The sequence below is a fragment of the Streptomyces sp. 8N114 genome (assembly GCF_052245835.1).
Lineage (GTDB): Bacteria > Actinomycetota > Actinomycetes > Streptomycetales > Streptomycetaceae > Streptomyces.
Genome location: NZ_JBQQBT010000014.1, coordinates 22,052 through 38,069, shown reverse-complemented (window position 1 = coordinate 38,069; position 16,018 = coordinate 22,052). Strand labels below are relative to the sequence as shown.

The window sequence follows — 16,018 nt, the reverse complement described above, 5'->3', positions numbered from 1 at the left end:
TGTGGTCACCCTTCGTCGCTAAATGGCTGGAGATGATCTTCAGACGAGCCGAACGGGCTTCTCCGGCCGGACGCCGACCGCCGCCAGCCAGTCGCGCAGCCCCGCCGTCTCGCCGTCCTCGACAAGTGCGAGCACCAGTGCGGACAGTTCGCTGGTGCGTCGGCCGTCGACGTACAGCGCCGGGCCGTCCAGCCAGTCCAGCCCGGGTGCTGCCCCCGCCGTGTCGACAGCGGCGCAGCAGACGGCCGCGGTGATGTGATCGGCCAGCAACTCCTTGCCGCCGCGCGGCGGCTGGAGCGGCAGCCCCATGGGGGCCAGGGGCGCGAGGTGTGTACTCCCCGCACCCGGCAGCGGCCCCGCGCCGGGGCTCGCACCGATGACACCGGGGGCGCTCGCCGCTTCCGCACGCGCCACCTCGGCGCTGATACGCGCGGCCAGCGCGTCGATTCCGCCCGGCGATGCGAATCGGTCCAGCACCCGGGCCAACGTCGGCCCCACCAGCCCGTGATCCGCATCGTCGCCGGGCAATGATCTGTCGCTGCCGGTGGGGGGCGGTCCGTCGCCGTCGAGGGGTGGAAGCCTGTTGCCGTCGTGGGGCGGAAGGCCGTCGCTCTCGCGGAGTGGGCGTCTGTCGCCCTCGGGGGTCGGGGAGGCGGCGCCGACGACGGGTGCCGGGGCCGGGTGGCCGACGGCCAGCGGGGAGTTGGCGCTCTCGGCGGGGCGCGGTGCGCCGGCTGCGGCCGGCGACGGGGAGCCGACGGCGTCCAGCGCGGCGAAGAGGCGGGCCGCTTCGGCACGCCAGATGCGGTCGACGACCTCCTCCGGATACGCGGACCACTCCACCGGCGTCCACTCCGGCGCCGCCTCCCGCGGTCCGGCCGTCATGGGCAACGGTGGGCGGTGCCCCAGGAAGAGGCGGGCCGCGAGCAGCGAGACCGCGCCGTCCACGGCGCCGGGCTCTTTCAGCAGATCGCAGGCGGGGCGTTCGCCGAGCCGCGAGGTGAAGCCCTCCGCGAGCCGGTCGCGGTGGGACAGCTCGGTCAGCGCCGAGACCACCCCGGCGTCCAGCCGGGTGGGCCACAGCCCGAGCCGCCAGGCGGGCAGCGCCACCCGGGTCAGCAGCCGGTCCCAGCCGGCATAGGCGAGGCCGACCTGTTCCTGGGCCGCGGCCCGCATCGCGTGGTCGACGGCCTGGGCGCGGTCGGCGGCGGCAGCGGCGACGCCCTGCTCCATCGCGGCGGCGTACGGGCCCGCCGCCCGGAGCATCAGCCGGGCGACCGGCCCCACCATCCGGTGCACCGCCCTGCGCAGCACAGCCGCGCCGGCACATACGGCACGCCCGAGCGGTCCGGACCCGCCCGGCGAGGCGAGCGGCCCCGGCGGTCCGGGCCCCCAGGCCGAGGCGTGGCCGGGCCCTCCGGCCGGGTCCGGAGGCCGCTCGGCGTTGGCGACCGCCGCATCCAGCCCGCGTACGAAACGCCGCGCCGCCGCTATGTCGGGGTGGGCCGAGGGGCCGGTGCCCGCGACCACGGGGGCGAGCAGCGCTCGCAGTTCGGCAACGCGCATCCACCACAGGAACGGCGAGCCGATGACCAGGACGGGGGCCGCACCGCGCGCTCCGCCCTCGCCGGTGTCCGCGCGGAAGTGCGTACGGTCTTCCAGCCAGCTGTCGCAGTCGGGGGTCAGCGCGATGGCCGAGGGTGCGGGGACCTCCAGCCGGTCGGCGAGGTCACGCACCAGGGCGTGCAGATCGGGGGCCGCGCGCTCCTCGACGGGCACCGTCGGCGAGACGGCCGGGCGGCCCCGGGCGATGACGAGCCCGGCGACAGCGGCGCAGGCCAGCGCTGCGACGGCGAGCCCGGTGACCGACCAGCGGGCCGCGTCCCAGCCGGGGCCGGGGCCGAACTGTCCCGTCGTACGCCCCACCCACAGGATCACCGCTGCGGCGGCCGGGAGCAGCGCCAGGGCGAGTGCCGTACTGCGCACCCGGAGCACGGCGAGGGCGTGGGCGCGTGCGGAGCGCGCTACCGTCCGCCGGCCGGGGCCGGGTCCACCGGAACCGCTCACGTCTCACCCCCGCACCTTCCAGACCGCAAGCCGGGCTCTCCGGCTTCCACCCACTGTGTCACCGCGCTCCGACACCGCAATGCGCGCTGCGCCAGTCGACGGACGGTTCGAGACAGCTCGGCGAACAGTCGCCGGACCGTGCGCGAGCAGGCCGTAAACCGCCCAGGCGGCAGTTCACGGCGCTTGTGGGGCACCATAGTTGGGGCCCTGGCGGGCGTCAGCCGTAAGCGAGCGTCGTCACTCGATGGAATGGCTTTGGGGAGAGCTCTTGCCCGGGTGGGACCGGGGGTATATGGGTACGCGCCCTTCGCAAGCGGCCAGGTCAGCCCTCGGCGGACTGGGTAGCGGCCCGCTCCGCGATGTCCCTGCGGTGGTGCGAGCCCGCCAGCCGGACGCGGCCGACTGCCGCGTAGGCACGCTCGCGGGCCTCGCCGAGGTCGGTACCGGTCGCGGTGACCGACAGGACCCGGCCACCCGCGCTGCGCACCGTGCCGTCCTCGTCGGCCTTGGTGCCCGCGTGCAGGACGTACGCCTGCGGGCCGTCCTCCCGCTCGATCTCGTCGAGCCCCTCGATGACATCACCCGTACGAGGCTTCGCCGGGTAGCCGTGTGCCGCGACCACGACGGTGACCGCCGCGCCGTCGCTCCAGCGCAGCGCCGGGAAGTCGGCGAGCGCTCCGGTGGCCGCCGCGTACAGCAGCCCGCCCAGCGGCGTACGGAGCCGGGCGAGGACGGCCTGCGTCTCCGGGTCGCCGAACCGGGCGTTGAACTCGATGACCCGCACCCCGCGCGAGGTGAGGGCCAGGCCCGCGTAGAGCAGCCCGGAGAAGGGGGTGCCGCGGCGGCGCAGTTCGGCCACGGTCGGCTCCAGGACCGTCGAGGTGATCTCGTCCACCAGCTTCGGGTCCGCCCACGGCAGCGGCGAATAGGCGCCCATGCCACCGGTGTTGGGGCCCTCGTCGGCGTCGTAGGCGCGCTTGAAGTCCTGCGCGGGCTGGAGGGGTACGACGGTCTCCCCGTCGGTCACCGCGAAGAGAGAGACCTCCGGGCCGTCCAGGAACTCCTCGATGACGACGGCGCCACCACAGGCGCGGGCGTGGGCGCGCGCCTGCTCGATGTCGTCGGTCACCACGACGCCCTTGCCGGCAGCGAGGCCGTCGTCCTTGACGACGTAGGGCGGGCCGAACGCGTCCAGTGCGGCGTCGGCCTCCTCGGGCGTCGTACACACATAGCTGCGTGCCGTGGGTACGGCTGCGCCCGCCATGACCTCCTTGGCGAACGCCTTGGAGCCCTCCAGCATGGCCGCCTCGGCGGACGGGCCGAAGACCGGGATGCCGCGCGCGCGGACCGCGTCGGCGACGCCCGCGACCAGCGGGGCCTCGGGCCCGATGACGACCAGGTCGGCGCTGACCTCGGCGGAGGCGGCGAGCGCGGCGACCGCCTCGCCGTCGAGCGCGTCCACGGCGTGCGGCGTGGCCACCTCGGCGGTCCCGGCGTTGCCGGGTGCGCAGTGCACGGCGCTGACCTCGGGGTCGAGGGAGAGCGAGCGACAGATTGCGTGTTCGCGGGCACCGCCGCCAATGACCAGAATCCTCACGCCGCCACCCTAACGGCCCGCGCGGCCCCGCTTGCGCGGCCCTTACGAGTGACACGGCAGTGCCCTATACCCGACCGGGCGCCACTTCTGGGGGGAAATCGGCGCGGATCGTCGGCGTGGTCCCACTTTTGGCGGTAGGAAGGGAGGCCGCCGGGAGCGCCGGGAACACCGGGACCGCCGGATCACGACGAAGGAGCATGGGTGAAGCGGGTCAAGCAGCCGGATCTGCTGGGGCGGGGGTTCCCGTCCGGGGACTGGAACGAGCCCGCCGAGCGCCTCGAAGAGCTGTACCAGTGGGTGGAGCAGGAGGCAATGCGCCTCGTCGAGTGGTATCTCGCCGACCGGGTACGCAAGCGCCGGTGGGCGCGGTGGCTGCGCGGCGGTGTCGTGGTGGGGGCCGCCGTGGGGGCGCTGGTGCCGCTCGCCGATCTGGCGGGCGTCGCCTTAGCGCACGGGCGCTCCGGCTACGTCGGTTACGTCGCGCTGCTGTTCGCCGCCGTGTGCGCCCTCGCCGACCGCTGGCTCGGGCTGACGTCCGGGTGGATGCGGGATGTCGCCGCCGCGCTGGCCGTGCACCGGCGGCTGGAGATGCTGCGGTACGAGTGGGCGGCCGAGAACGTCCGCGAGGTCCTCGGCCCGGCCGAGGGGACGGCCGGAGAGGCGGCGGAACGGGCACTGGCCGTGCTCCGCCGCTTCTCGGAGGACGTGAACGAGACCGTACGGGCCGAGACGGTGGACTGGATGGTCTCGTTCCGTACCGCGGGCTCCCCCCTCATGCTGGCCGCGCAGAGCACGGGGCCCGGCGCGCGTGGCGTCCCGATGCGCAGGCTGCCCCCGCCGCCGAACGGGTCCGGGGGCTGGGCCACCATGCCGCGGCAGCGGCCACTGGGTGGTGGACTGGGCCCCGGGTGGGGACTCTCCCGCCCCGGGACCCGGCGGGGGCTGCCCCCGTCGGCTCATCCGAAGACGATCATCGACCCCTGGGCCAGGCTGCGCGTCGCGGCGGCGTGCAGGCTCAGCCACACATGCCGCTCCCTGCCGAACGGGGTGCCGTCCTCGTAGCCGATGGCCGCGGAGGCCGCGGGCTCGTCCAGCTCGGTGGGGCCCAGTGGCGCCGCCGGTGCGGGCGGTGGGTTGTCCGGGTCGATTCCCAGGTGCGGTCCCACCGTCCTCAGCTCGCGCAGCAGTCCGTGACTGGAGCCCAGCGGGCCGCCGCCCTCCAGCAGTTCGTCGTCGGACAGCGGGGCGTTGAAGTCCACCGGGATGTAGGCGCCCGCGTGGTCGTAGTGCCACACCAGATGCGACTGCTGGGCCGGCTGCTCGAACATCTCCAGGAGTTGCTCGTAGTCGCTGCCCAGCTCCCCCACAGGCGTGACCTCCAGACCGGCGGCCAGCAGCAGATAGACGCGGCGCAGATAGTGCAGGGCCTCGTAGTCGAAACCCGCGACCGGGGCGACGTCCCCGGAGAGGCCCGGCATATAGCCGAAGACGGGAACCTTGGGCAGGCCGGCTTCGGTCAGCGCCCTGTCGTAGATGGCGATCTCTTCCGAGAAGGGGTTGTCGGGGCTGTGGCAGAGCACGTCGACGAGGGGGACGAGCCAGAGGTCACAGGCCAAGGGGCGCTCCAATACCGTCAGGGACCTGCCTGCGACCAGCGTAGTGCGCCCCCCTGCGGTCCGTCCCCCGCACGGCTCACCCCTTGTCCGCCGGTACGCAGCCACGCCGCGGGCCTCACTCCCCCGCGCGCTCCCGCAGCGTGCACAGCACCGCCGAGGCGTGCGTCCACAGCAACGCGCCGCCCACACCGGGCAGTACGTGCCGCACAGCACCGGGTACCCGTGCCGTCAGCCCTTCCCCTTGGTCGGGCGAGTGGCCGAAGTCCTGATCGCCGTACCAGAAGTCGACCGGTGCCCCGATCGCCGCCAGGTCGATGTCCCAGCGCCCCATGGCGAGCACCGTGTCGCGGGCGTAGCCGTCGGGGCCCTGCGCGAACGCCTCGTCCAGGGCGCGGCGGTAGGCGGTCGCGAAGTCGGCGCGCTCGTAGACGGCCCGGTCCTGGGGCGGGCTGCCCGCGAGCACCATGTCCCACATCGCCTGCGGGGTGAAGCGCGCGAACTCGGCGTGCGCCGCCTCCGGTTCCCGGGTGGCCAGCTCTGTGAGCCGGTACAGGTCAACGGGGAGTACGTCGGTGAAGGGCGGCCCGGCGAATCGAGGATGGGCGATCTCGTCCGCACCGGAGACCACCGCCAGTGCGCGGATCACCCCATGCGCGGCGCAGGCCAGCGCGAAGGGAGCCCCCTGGGAGTTGGCCACCATCGCCGGCCGGTCCAGGCCGCGCGTCCGGGCGAACGCGGCGATGTCGGCGGCGAAGTCGTCGAACGTACGGCCGGGCGCGGGCGTGGAGGCACCGAGCCCCGGGCGGTCGAGCGCGATCAGCCGCACGCCGGCCTCGTTCACGACGCCGGCGCCGAAGCCCAGGGACCGGGACGTCGCGGCGCCCGGCGAGAAGAGGACCGGGATGCCGTCCTCGGGCCCCCACTCGGCCCATGCCATCTCCCGGCCGTCCGGCAGCGGCGCAGTGCCGGTGCGGGCGGCCGGGGCGACCAGGACGGGGGACCGGTCCGGGATGACTGTCATGTGGTCGGCTCCGCCGCGCCGACCTGTGCCAGCGCGTGTTGGTGGTAGGTGGCCATGACTTCGCGGGCGGCGCGCGCGTCGCCCGACTCGACGGCGTCCAGCAGTGCGTTGTGCCCCGACCACAGGCGACCGCGCAGCGAGGTGTGCCGGCGCAGGACCGGTACGGCGAAGACCCAGCACTGGACCCGGAGCCGGTCGAGGAAGTCGCAGACGTACGGGTTGCCGAGCAGCCCGCTCAACTCCCGCCAGAACCGCAGGTCGTAGGCGATCAGCACATCGAGGTCCCCGGCGCGCGCCGCGCGTTCGGCGGCGTCGGCGCGGCGGCGCACCGAGGCCAGCACCTCGGGTCCCAGGCCGCCCAGCGCCCGGCGGGCGACCGACATACCGGCGGAGAGACCCTGGGGGCCCGCGGAGTCGGCGGCGTGCTCCTGGTCCCGCTCGATCCCCTGGAAGACGCCGTCCACGACCAACTGCCGGGCCTCGCACATGGCGCGGTAGTCCGCGAGCGTGAACTCGTGTACGCGGAAGCCGCGATGCTGTTCCACATCCAGCAGCCCCTGCGCCGCGAGATCCACCAGCGCCTCGCGGACGGGAGTCGCGGAGACGCCGTACTGCTCGGCGATCTCCTTGACCGTGAAGTCGCGGCCCGTGGCGAGCCGGCCGGCCAGGATCTCGTCCCGCAGCGCGGTGGCGATCTGCGAGCGCAGGGTGCTGCGTTTGATCACGCCCCCGCGCTCCCTGTGCCCGCGGTGGTGTGCGCGTCAGCCGCGGTCAGCGCCTCGTCCAGCACGCTGAGGCCCTCCTTCAGCTCGGCCTCGGAGATGTTGCACGGCGGCACGACATGGGTTCGGTTCATGTTGACGAACGGCCACAGGCCGCCGCGCTTGGCCGCCGCGGCGAAGTCGGCCATCGGTTTGTTGTCAGCGCCGGTGGCGTTGTACGGGACCAGCGGCTCGCGGGTCTCCTGGTCGCGCACCAGGTCGAGGGCCCAGAAGACGCCGGTGCCGCGCACCTCGCCGACCGACGGGTGGCGGGCTGCCAGCTCGCGCAGCGCCGGACCGATGACGGTCTCGCCCAGGTGCGCGGCGTGCTCGACGATGCCCTCCTCGGCCATGGTGCGGATCGTCGCGACGGCCGCGCCGCAGGCCAGCGGGTGGCCGGAGTAGGTGAGGCCGCCCGGGTAGGGGCGCTGGTCGAAGGTCTCGGCGATCTTCGCGGAGATCGCGACCCCGCCGAGCGGTACGTAGCCGGAGTTGACGCCCTTCGCGAACGTCATCAGATCGGGTATGACGTCGTACAGGTCGGCCGCGAACCAGGTGCCGGTGCGGCCGAAGCCCGCCATCACCTCGTCCAGCACGAAGACGATGCCGTGCCGGTCACAGATCTCCCGCACGCCCGCCAGATAGCCGGGCGGCGGCATCATGATCCCGGCGGTGCCGGGGATGGTCTCCAGGATGACGGCGGCGACGGTCTGCGGCCCCTCGTACGCGATCGTCTGCTCCAGGTGGGCCAGCGCGCGCTCGCACTCCTGCTCCTGGGTCTCGGAGTAGAACGGGGTGCGGTAGAGGTGCGGCGCGTGGAAGTGGACGACGCCCGCGGTGCCGCTGTCGGACGCCCAGCGGCGTGGGTCGCCCGTGAGGTTGATGGCCTGCTGGGTACCGCCGTGGTACGAGCGGTAGGCGGAGAGCACCTTGGGGCGGCCGGTGTGCAGGCGGGCCATGCGGATGGCGTGCTCGACGGCGTCGGCGCCGCCGTTGGTGAAGAAGATCTTGTCGAGGTCGCCCGGCGTCCGCTCGGCGATCAGCCGGGCCGCCTCGGAGCGCGCCTCGATGGCGAAGGCGGGCGCGAAGGTGCACAGCTTCGCGGCCTGCTCCTGGATCGCGGCGACGACCTTGGGGTGCGCGTAGCCGATGTTGGTGAAGACGAGGCCACTGGTGAAGTCGAGGTACCGCTTTCCCTCGTAGTCCCAGAAGTACGAGCCCTCGGCGCCCGCCACCGCCGGCGGATCGATCTGTCCCTGCGCCGACCAGGAGTGGAACACATGCGCCCGGTCGGCGTCGTGCACGGCCCGGCCGGTGGCGGGGTCGGGATGCGCTGAGGGGTGGTGGTGCGTCGTCACGGTCGGTACCTCGGTTCGCTCGCGTGTCGCCCGTCCGGCCCCGGACGGGCACCTTCCGGGCAGGGAGGCCCCCGGAAGGGTGACAGCCAGCGTAGTGTCGCCCTCCGCTTTTCTGCGCGGGGAGGGCGCCGGCCGCGGAGCGGGGTGCCGGTCAGTCGTCGTCCGCGTCGCTGTCGTCCGCCTGGCTGTCCCGCTCGACCGTGGTCTGCGGCTTGCCGTGGACGCAGCGGATGCGGACGGTGGGGTCGTCGGCGTCGTCCGCGGCCGACTCCAGCTCGACGGTGGCCCTCAGCGCCGGGCCCGGAGCGACGTCGTCGACGCTGTAGCCCTCCCCGGGGGTCCAGCTCAGCAGCGTGACGGTGCGCGCCTCGGCCCGGCACTCGGCGCGCGCTGTGCCGAGCCCGTCCGGAAAGCGGACGGTGCTCGTGCTCCCTGCGGAGGGCTCGGAGGAGGGGCTCTCCGGTGCGGGGCTCGTGGTACGGCCCCGCTGCTTGGCCTGGCCCAGCTCATGCCGGACGCCTGCCTCGGTCAGCGGGTCCGGGCGGCCGTACTGGCCGCCGGGGTCGGCTTGTGAGAACGACCACGCGCCGAGCAGAAACGCGATGCCGACCGCGCACACCCAGCCCGCGGCGGCCAGCCGTCGCCGCCCCAGCTCGCTCCTGATGAACTCCATCCCTCACAGTCTGCAGCCGCGTTCCCTAACACCGGGTTAAGGAGCGGACAATGACGCGCCCCGAAGGGGCGCGGGGAACTGCGCGACCAGCCATGGGGGTACCTCCCTGCTCGAAGAGCTTGGGGGAGGACCCGCGTCCTGCGGCGGTCGGAAAGGGGCACCCCCTCCCCAGCACAGGGGAGTGAAGCGGCACCCCCTCCCCAGCACTGCGCACTAACGTATCTGCATGCCGCATCTACTCGTCGTCGAGGACGACCCCCAACTCCGCGCGGCCCTCGTACGCGCGCTGCGCGACCGCGGGCATGCCGTGGCAACGGCCGACACCGGCATGGCGGGGCTCGACGCGGCGGTCACCCACCGGCCCGACCTGGTCGTACTCGACCTTGGCCTGCCCGATGTGGACGGCGGGCAGGTGCTGCGGATGCTGCGTGCGGTCAGCGACGTACCGGTGATCGTCGCAACGGCGCGGGACGACGAGCCGGAGATCGTCGCCGCGCTGGAGGACGGCGCCGACGACTACCTCGTCAAACCGTTCGGCTCGGGGCAGCTGGAGGCCCGGATCAAGGCGGTGCTGCGGCGGCTCGGCAGCGGCGAGCCGGACGAGCCGGAGCCGCCCGTACGGGTCGGCGGGCTCCTCGTCGCCCCCTCCGCGCGCGAGGTCACGCTCGACGGCAAGCCGCTGGAGCTGACCCCGCGCGAGTTCGACCTGCTGTGTTACCTGGCCCGTCGGCAAGGCCAGGTGATCTCGCGGCGGGAGCTGCTGGCGGAGGTCTGGCAGCAGCCGCTGGGCGGGGCCGACAAGACGGTGGACGTCCATCTGTCCTGGCTGCGCCGGAAACTGGGCGAAACCGCGCAAGAACCGCGCTATTTGCACACGGTACGGACGGTGGGCGTGAAGCTGGCGGCTCCGGACGCCGGTGAGAGGGACACCGGCGAGGGACCGGGCTGATGCGGCGGCAACTCCTCGCACTCATCGGTACGACGACCGCCGTCGTGCTCGCCGTGCTGCTTGTCCCGCTCGCACTGCTGGTCCGCAGCCACGCCGAGGACCGGGCCATGACGGACGCGACCGAACGCGCCCAGTCGGTCGCGGCGGTGGTCGGCGGCTCGCTCGGGCGGGGCGGTGACGGCGGAAGCGGCCGGCGGCCGGACCGCGAAGTCGTCATCGGCGTGCTCGACGGGCTCAACGGCCAGGACCAGCCCCGGACCTCCGTCGTCCTCGCGGACGGCACCGTGCTGGGCCCGCGCGCTGCGGGAGTGAGCGCCGCCGCACTCGACCTCGCACGGCGCGGCCGGGCCTTCACCTATGCGCCCGGCGACGAGCGCGGCGGCGGCAGGGTGGTGATGGTGCCCGTGCTGGGCGCCCAGCAGGGCGGCACCCCCGGCGCGGGCGGGAGCTCCGCTTCCGTGGTGCAGGTCGCCGTCAGCGAGGAGCGGCTGCACGCCGGGGTGCTCCCCTCCTGGCTGGCCGTCCTCGGGATCGGCATCGCGCTGATGCTGCTGGGGCTGGCCTTCGCGGACCGGCTCGCGGCGCGGATCGTCCGGGCCACGCGCCAGCTGGCGGCCGTCTCCGACCGGCTGGCGGGCGGCGAACTGACAGCACGCGCCGAGCCGTTGGGGCCGCGCGAGCTGCGGCAGCTCGCCGGGCGGCTCAACGAGCTCGGTGAGCGCATCGACGGTCTGGTCACCGCGGAGCGGGAGCGCGGCGCCGACCTGGCACACCGGCTGCGTACCCCGGTCGCCGCGCTGCGGCTGGACGCCGAGGGGCTGCGGGACACGGAGGAGGCGGCCCGGATCGGGGAGTCGGTGGCCGCGCTGGAACGCAGCGTGGACGGCGTGATCCGCGCGGCCCGGCGCGCGGGCGCGGCGCCGGACAGCCGCTGGTGCGACCTGGCGGAGCTGACGCGGGAGCGTGCGGCGTTCTGGGAGCCGCTCGCCGAGGACCAGGGACGGGCGCTGCACGTCTCGGCGCCGGGCCAGGTTCCGGTACGGGTCTTCGCCGAGGAACTGTCCGCCGTACTGGACGCGCTGATCGGCAACGTCCTCGACCACACCCCGGAGGGGACGGGCTTGTGGCTCACCGTCACGACGTCGGCGGACGGTGCCTACGGGCTGCTCACCGTGGAGGACGACGGACCGGGTTTCGCCGAGGGAGCCCGGGATGCGGCCGTACGCGGGGAGAGCGGCGCGGGCTCGACGGGGCTGGGGCTGGACATCGCCCGTACGACGGCGGAGGAATCGGGGGGAGTGGTGGAGCTCGGTGCCTCGCGGGAGCACGGCGGGGCCTCGGTCAGCTGCAGCTTCCGTACGGCGGAGCTCTGACGCGCCCGCTCAGTGCGGGATCTGCTCCACCAGCAGCAGGGCACCCAGCAGGATCATCGCGACGCCGGAGAGCCGGGTGACGACGCGGGCCGCGGTCGGGCGGGCGCGCAGGACGGTACGGGCCAGCGAGCCCACGCCCAGGTAGACGGCGCCCGCGATGCACATGTGCAGCAGCCCGAGGAGCCCGATCTGGAGGGCGAGCGGCCAGTGGCCGTGCTGGTCGGCGAACTGGGGCAGCAGTGCGACATAGAGCAGCAGCGCCTTGGGATTCAGCCCGCTGACGCCGACGCCCTTGAGCACCCTGGTGCGCGCGCCGGGTCCCGCGGCGACGCCCTCCTCCACCAGCGGCGGCCCGGCCTTCTTGGCCCCGGCGAAGGTCGTCACCCCGAGCCACACCAGATATCCGGCGCCCAGCGTGGTGAGCGCGGTCAGCGCGCCGGGCGTCTGCGCGACCACGGCCGCCACCCCCGCCACGACGACGGCCGTGAGCGCCACGTACCCCAGCATCAGTCCGCCGACGGCGGGCACCACCGACCGGTCCCGCAGCCCCGAGGTGATCGCGTACGCCCAGTCCGCGCCGGGGACGAGGACGAGAAGAAGGGAAACGGAGAAAAACGCGGCTATGGAGCTGACAGCCATGGACGGTCCTTCCTCTCTGACGAGTGCAGGAGGAAGAATAGGAAGAAATGCCCCGAAGGTGTTTCCCGAACGAGTCGCCCTACGCCGCCACAGTGGAAGAATCTCCCCCATGGACGATATCGACCGGGAGATTCTTGCGGAGCTCCAGAACGACGGCCGGCTGACCGTCACCGAGCTGGCCGCACGGGTGGGGCTCAGCCTCTCCCCGTGCCACCGCCGGCTGCGCGAGCTGGAACGCAGCGGTGCCATCCGCGGCTACCGCGCCGTGGTCGACGCGGACGCGGTGGGCCTCACCTTCGACGCCCTCGTCTTCGTCACCATGCGCCAGGAGGACCGCACCACGATCTCCGGCTTCGAGCAGGCGCTGACCGAGCTTCCCCAGGTCATCCAGGCGCAGCGGCTCTTCGGCGACCCCGACTACCTGCTCCGCGTCGTCACCGCCGACCTGCCTGCCTTCCAGCGCCTCTACGACGAGCGCCTCGCCACGCTGCCGGGCGTCCATCGGCTGAGCTCGACGCTGGTGATGAAACACGTGGTGCACGAGCGCCCGCTGCCCGCGTGAGGGTCACCGTTCGGCGACGACCGTCACCGTCCACTCGCACCAGGGCCCCGCACTCAGCTGGAACAGGCAGGGCTGCCGCACCGTGAACAGGGCCTCTCGCTTGCCGGCCTTCCGTACGTCCAGGACATCCCAGTGCTTCTTGTGGGTCGCGTCCGGCCGCAGGAACAAGTCGACCTGGGCGTTGTTCAAGCCGTCGGCGATCAGCTTGTCCAAGAAGGGGTCCGGGTGCTCACGGCTGAGGACCACGGCATCGGCGGGCGGCCCGTTGTAGACCAGGACATCGGTTCCGACGCCGGTCACCGAGTCGACGAGCGGGGTGGCGGCCTCGGGCCCGTGGAACCGCAGCGTCCACTCGGTCTTGGTCTTGACCTTGACGGTCTTGCTCTCCCCGTCGGTACACCACAGAGCCCGCTCCGCCACACCCTTCTCGGGCGGCACCTGCCCGAAGGCGCAGTAGAGCCCCTCGCCCTTCACGGAGAAGCTCTCCTCCTCGGCCAACCGGGCCTCCAGCAGAACCGGCCCCGCCGGCAACGGCGGCAACTCCAGCTTGTGCTTGCCAGGCCCACCACGCACTTCATGAAGCAGCGCTGCGCTGCGATCCCCCGTCATGCCTGCCATGGTGCCAGGACCGGCCGCCCCGTCGGAAACGTCTCCCCCAGTGAGCGCAGCCAGCGGTTGGCGGGGAGGGACGGGTCGAGGGCTGCCAGGGAGGCGTATTTGGTGAACTCGGCGGCGCGGTGGCCGTGTTCGTGGAGGAGCAGGTCGGCCTCGGTGAGGTGGCCGTAGGACTTGGTCTCGACGAGGATCAGGTCGTGTGCGGCGCGCACTTCGGTGCCTGCCGCGTCGCGGCAGACCATGTCCGCGTCGGCGGTGATGCGTTGGCCGTCGGCGACGAAGGTGGCGCGGGTGTAGTCCGTGACCAGGCTGGGGGTCAGATCCCGCGGGACGTCGTAGTCCGGGCCGTAGATGTCGTGGAGCGTGCGGGACAGGAACGTACGGGAGGCGTCCTCCAGGGCGTGGCCGCGCTCCGCGAGGCGGCGGCGGAACTTCAGCGTCTGGCCCCGCCCGCCCTTCGCCTTGATCTCGAACTGCCGCTCACCGGTGTCCTCGTACAGCCGCTCGCGGATCTTGCACCGCTGCCGACGCCCCTGCCGGTGGTCGTGGTAGGCGCGCAGGCCGGGGGTGTCGTAGTAGACGGAGTGGTAGTGGAACCAGCGGCGGCCACCGATGGACAGGGCACGGAACGGCTCGGCACGGTGCGGGTCGGTCAGCCGCGCCGCGATGTGCTGGAAGGTGGCGGCGGGGACGAGGTAGCAGCGGTCGTAGCGGTCCAGCAGCTCGGCCCGTGCCATGACGGCGTCCAGGCTGATGGGGCCGGCGGCCAGTGCGGCGCGGGCGAGCGCGCGGACGGCGGGGGCGACGCGGGCGCCGTTCGTGCTGACTGCGGTGGTGGGCGCGGTCATCGAGCTGTCTCCCTCGGGTGGGCGGCAGTGGCGGACGGTTGCGTTCACGTCGTACGGGCGTCGCCGTGGCCGACGAGGTCACCGGGGGCACCGGGGTCGCTGTGTCCGGCGAGGTCGCCGGCGGCGAGGTGACGGTGACGAGCCGTCTCCCCCTGTGCTCCCCGCTCCCTGCCCGGGACCGCCGCGCCCTCCCGGTAGCGGACGTCCACGACCGTAAGGTCGCGTACGTAGTCCACTTCGCTGACCTTCCATGCCAGCGGCTCCCCCAGTCGCCTGCGTATGTGTGCGCGGACGGCGTCGGGCTGTGTGACGGCCGCGTCGAGCGTGACGACCGCGCGCCGCGTACGGGCGTACAGCCGCGGATGGTCGGCGGCGTACAGCACGGCGACGGGCAGCAGGCACAGGACGGCCGCCAGACCGAACGGCAGATGCGGCAGGCCGGCCACCAGACCGATGACAAGGGTCGTGAAGTAGTAGGCCACCTCCTCGTTCTGGATGGACTCCGAGCGCAGCCGGATCATCGACAGCACCCCGAAGAGGCCGAACCCGAGCGCCATACCGCCGTCGCCGCCGACCCGCGCGAGCGCCGCGACGACGGCGAACAGCGCCACGTTGAGGGCGAGGTAGGCGGGGAGCAGATCGCGCCGCCGGTGCCTGGGGAAGTACACGGCGAACGTCAGGATCAGCACCCCGGCGAGGTCGAGCGCGAGGTGGTCGAGGAACTGGCGATACGAATCCATGCCGGTGAACGTACGGACGCGCGGGTTAAAGCGGCTTCCCCGGCACGTTAAGGATCAGGCAGGCCGTGACCAGGAGCAGGCAGGCCGCACTCATTGACAGCGCGCTGTCGACATGACAGGATTCTGTCATCATCACCGAGCGCCCCCACGGAGGCCGCCATGACCGTCCATCTCGCCGTGTACGACACCGTCGCCGACTGGGAGTACGGTCACGCCGTCGCCCACCTCCCCGGCGGCGTACGTACCGTCGGCCTCACCGGCAGCACCGTCACCACCAAGGGCGGGGTGCGCATCGAGCCCGATATGACGCTCGACGGTCTGCGTCCCGTCGACAGCCGGATGCTGATCCTGCCCGGCGCCGACAGCTGGATCGGCGGCGCTCTTGCCGATTTCGCCTACACCGCACGGGAGTTCCTGCACGCGGGGGTGCCCGTCGCCGCGATCTGCGGAGCCGTCTTCGGGCTTGCCGACGAGGGGCTGCTCGACGAGCGTGCGCACACCAGCGCGGCGCCGGAGTTCCTCCAGGCGGCCAACGGTTACCAGGGCGGCGCTCTCTACCGCGACGCCGACGCCGTCACCGACCGCGATCTGATCACGGCGGGACCGACCGAACCCGTCGCCTTCGCCCGCGAGATCTTCACCCGGCTGGGCACCTACGAGCCCCCCGTCGTGGACGCCTTCTACCGGCTCCACCAGCACTCCGACCCGGAGGCGTACGCGGTCTTCGCGGCGGCGGGCGCATGAGCGACCACCCCGGGGAAACGGAGTTGCTCAGCGAGACCGCGCTGGCCGTCTTCCGGCTCAACGGGCAGTTCCTCACCGCCTCCGAACTGATCGCCCGCCCGGCCGGGCTGACCGCAGCCTGGTGGCAGGTCCTCGGCGCCGTACTCCGCGAGCCGCTCCCCGTCTCCGGGATAGCCCGCGCCATGGGCATCACCCGGCAGAGCGTGCAGCGCGTGGCGGACCTGCTGGTCGAACGGGGTCTCGCCGCATACGAGCCCAACCCGGCCCACCGCCGCGCCAAACTCCTCACCCCCACCCGCGAGGGCCGCGCCGCCGTCGAGCGCATCGTCCCCGGCCACGCCGACCTGGCGCGCCGGCTGTGCGAAGAGCTCGGCGGCGAGCGGGAGTTCGCCCGGGTCGCGGAGGCACTGCGCCGGCTCTCCGAAGCGATGGAGACGCTGCACCCGGAGAAGTGA

At 73.2% G+C, this 16,018-nt stretch carries 16 protein-coding genes and 1 pseudogene; 6 read left to right on the top strand and 11 right to left on the bottom strand.

Translation table 11 applies throughout. From position 1 onward, the window contains the following. Positions 1-39: 39 nt before the first annotated feature. Positions 40-2,067 (bottom strand): hypothetical protein, encoded by a 2,028-nt coding sequence (locus ACTWQF_RS24950; RefSeq protein ID WP_443281890.1) that lies wholly within the window; start codon positions 2,065-2,067, stop codon positions 40-42. Between the two features lie 322 nt (positions 2,068-2,389). Continuing rightward, entirely contained in the window at positions 2,390-3,664 is a 1,275-nt protein-coding gene (gene purD, locus ACTWQF_RS24945; protein ID WP_443281889.1) for a phosphoribosylamine--glycine ligase, read from the bottom strand. A 201-nt stretch (positions 3,665-3,865) separates the two neighbouring features. Here purD and ACTWQF_RS24940 point away from each other — a divergent pair. Continuing rightward, positions 3,866-4,549, top strand: a pseudogene (locus tag ACTWQF_RS24940) (SLATT domain-containing protein); the annotation flags it as partial. A gap of 71 nt (positions 4,550-4,620) precedes the next feature. Here the strand turns inward: ACTWQF_RS24940 and ACTWQF_RS24935 are convergent. The 5 genes from ACTWQF_RS24935 to ACTWQF_RS24915 all read right to left on the bottom strand — a co-directional run bounded on the left by ACTWQF_RS24935 (position 4,621) and on the right by ACTWQF_RS24915 (position 9,093). After that, entirely contained in the window at positions 4,621-5,280 is a 660-nt protein-coding gene (locus ACTWQF_RS24935; RefSeq protein ID WP_443281888.1) for a hypothetical protein, read from the bottom strand. 115 nt (positions 5,281-5,395) lie between these two features. Next, entirely contained in the window at positions 5,396-6,301 is a 906-nt protein-coding gene (locus ACTWQF_RS24930; RefSeq protein WP_443281887.1) for an alpha/beta fold hydrolase, read from the bottom strand. Then, complete coding sequence (locus ACTWQF_RS24925; protein WP_443281886.1) at positions 6,298-7,026, bottom strand: GntR family transcriptional regulator; 729 nt, start codon at positions 7,024-7,026, stop codon at positions 6,298-6,300. The genes ACTWQF_RS24930 and ACTWQF_RS24925 overlap by 4 nt, the downstream gene beginning before the upstream one ends. After that, positions 7,023-8,420, bottom strand: a complete 1,398-nt coding sequence (locus ACTWQF_RS24920; protein ID WP_443281885.1) for an aspartate aminotransferase family protein — start codon at positions 8,418-8,420, stop codon at positions 7,023-7,025. Before ACTWQF_RS24920 ends, ACTWQF_RS24925 begins: the two co-directional genes overlap by 4 nt. A 151-nt stretch (positions 8,421-8,571) precedes the next feature. Further along, positions 8,572-9,093, bottom strand: a complete 522-nt coding sequence (locus tag ACTWQF_RS24915) for a hypothetical protein (protein ID WP_443281884.1) — start codon at positions 9,091-9,093, stop codon at positions 8,572-8,574. 226 nt (positions 9,094-9,319) lie between these two features. Between ACTWQF_RS24915 and ACTWQF_RS24910 the strand changes: the two genes are divergently transcribed. Then, positions 9,320-10,042, top strand: coding sequence for a response regulator transcription factor (locus ACTWQF_RS24910; RefSeq protein ID WP_443281883.1), 723 nt, complete (start codon positions 9,320-9,322; stop codon positions 10,040-10,042). Continuing rightward, positions 10,042-11,415, top strand: a complete 1,374-nt coding sequence (locus ACTWQF_RS24905; RefSeq protein ID WP_443281882.1) for an ATP-binding protein — start codon at positions 10,042-10,044, stop codon at positions 11,413-11,415. Before ACTWQF_RS24910 ends, ACTWQF_RS24905 begins: the two co-directional genes overlap by 1 nt. A gap of 9 nt (positions 11,416-11,424) precedes the next feature. Here the strand turns inward: ACTWQF_RS24905 and ACTWQF_RS24900 are convergent, their stop codons facing one another. Next, positions 11,425-12,054, bottom strand: coding sequence for a LysE family translocator (locus ACTWQF_RS24900; RefSeq protein ID WP_443281881.1), 630 nt, complete (start codon positions 12,052-12,054; stop codon positions 11,425-11,427). A gap of 109 nt (positions 12,055-12,163) precedes the next feature. Between ACTWQF_RS24900 and ACTWQF_RS24895 the strand changes: the two genes are divergently transcribed. After that, positions 12,164-12,616 (top strand): Lrp/AsnC family transcriptional regulator, encoded by a 453-nt coding sequence (locus ACTWQF_RS24895; RefSeq protein WP_443281880.1) that lies wholly within the window; start codon positions 12,164-12,166, stop codon positions 12,614-12,616. A 3-nt stretch (positions 12,617-12,619) separates the two neighbouring features. On the opposite strand, the gene ACTWQF_RS24890 is transcribed toward ACTWQF_RS24895, so the two are convergent. Genes ACTWQF_RS24890 through ACTWQF_RS24880 form a run of 3 tightly spaced genes read right to left on the bottom strand, consistent with a single transcriptional unit; the run spans position 12,620 to position 14,819 of the window. Next, positions 12,620-13,225, bottom strand: a complete 606-nt coding sequence (locus ACTWQF_RS24890) for a hypothetical protein (RefSeq protein WP_443281879.1) — start codon at positions 13,223-13,225, stop codon at positions 12,620-12,622. Continuing rightward, positions 13,222-14,079 (bottom strand): polyphosphate polymerase domain-containing protein, encoded by an 858-nt coding sequence (locus ACTWQF_RS24885; RefSeq protein WP_443281878.1) that lies wholly within the window; start codon positions 14,077-14,079, stop codon positions 13,222-13,224. The genes ACTWQF_RS24890 and ACTWQF_RS24885 overlap by 4 nt, the downstream gene beginning before the upstream one ends. A 44-nt stretch (positions 14,080-14,123) precedes the next feature. Beyond that, complete coding sequence (locus tag ACTWQF_RS24880) at positions 14,124-14,819, bottom strand: DUF4956 domain-containing protein (RefSeq protein ID WP_443281877.1); 696 nt, start codon at positions 14,817-14,819, stop codon at positions 14,124-14,126. A gap of 159 nt (positions 14,820-14,978) precedes the next feature. On the opposite strand from ACTWQF_RS24880, the gene ACTWQF_RS24875 reads away from it, so the two are divergent. Together ACTWQF_RS24875 and ACTWQF_RS24870 are read left to right on the top strand one after the other, a co-directional pair. After that, a complete protein-coding gene (locus ACTWQF_RS24875; RefSeq protein ID WP_443281876.1) occupies positions 14,979-15,563 on the top strand; it encodes a DJ-1/PfpI family protein in 585 nt (194 codons plus the stop codon). Further along, entirely contained in the window at positions 15,560-16,018 is a 459-nt protein-coding gene (locus ACTWQF_RS24870; protein WP_443281875.1) for a MarR family winged helix-turn-helix transcriptional regulator, read from the top strand. The genes ACTWQF_RS24875 and ACTWQF_RS24870 overlap by 4 nt, the downstream gene beginning before the upstream one ends.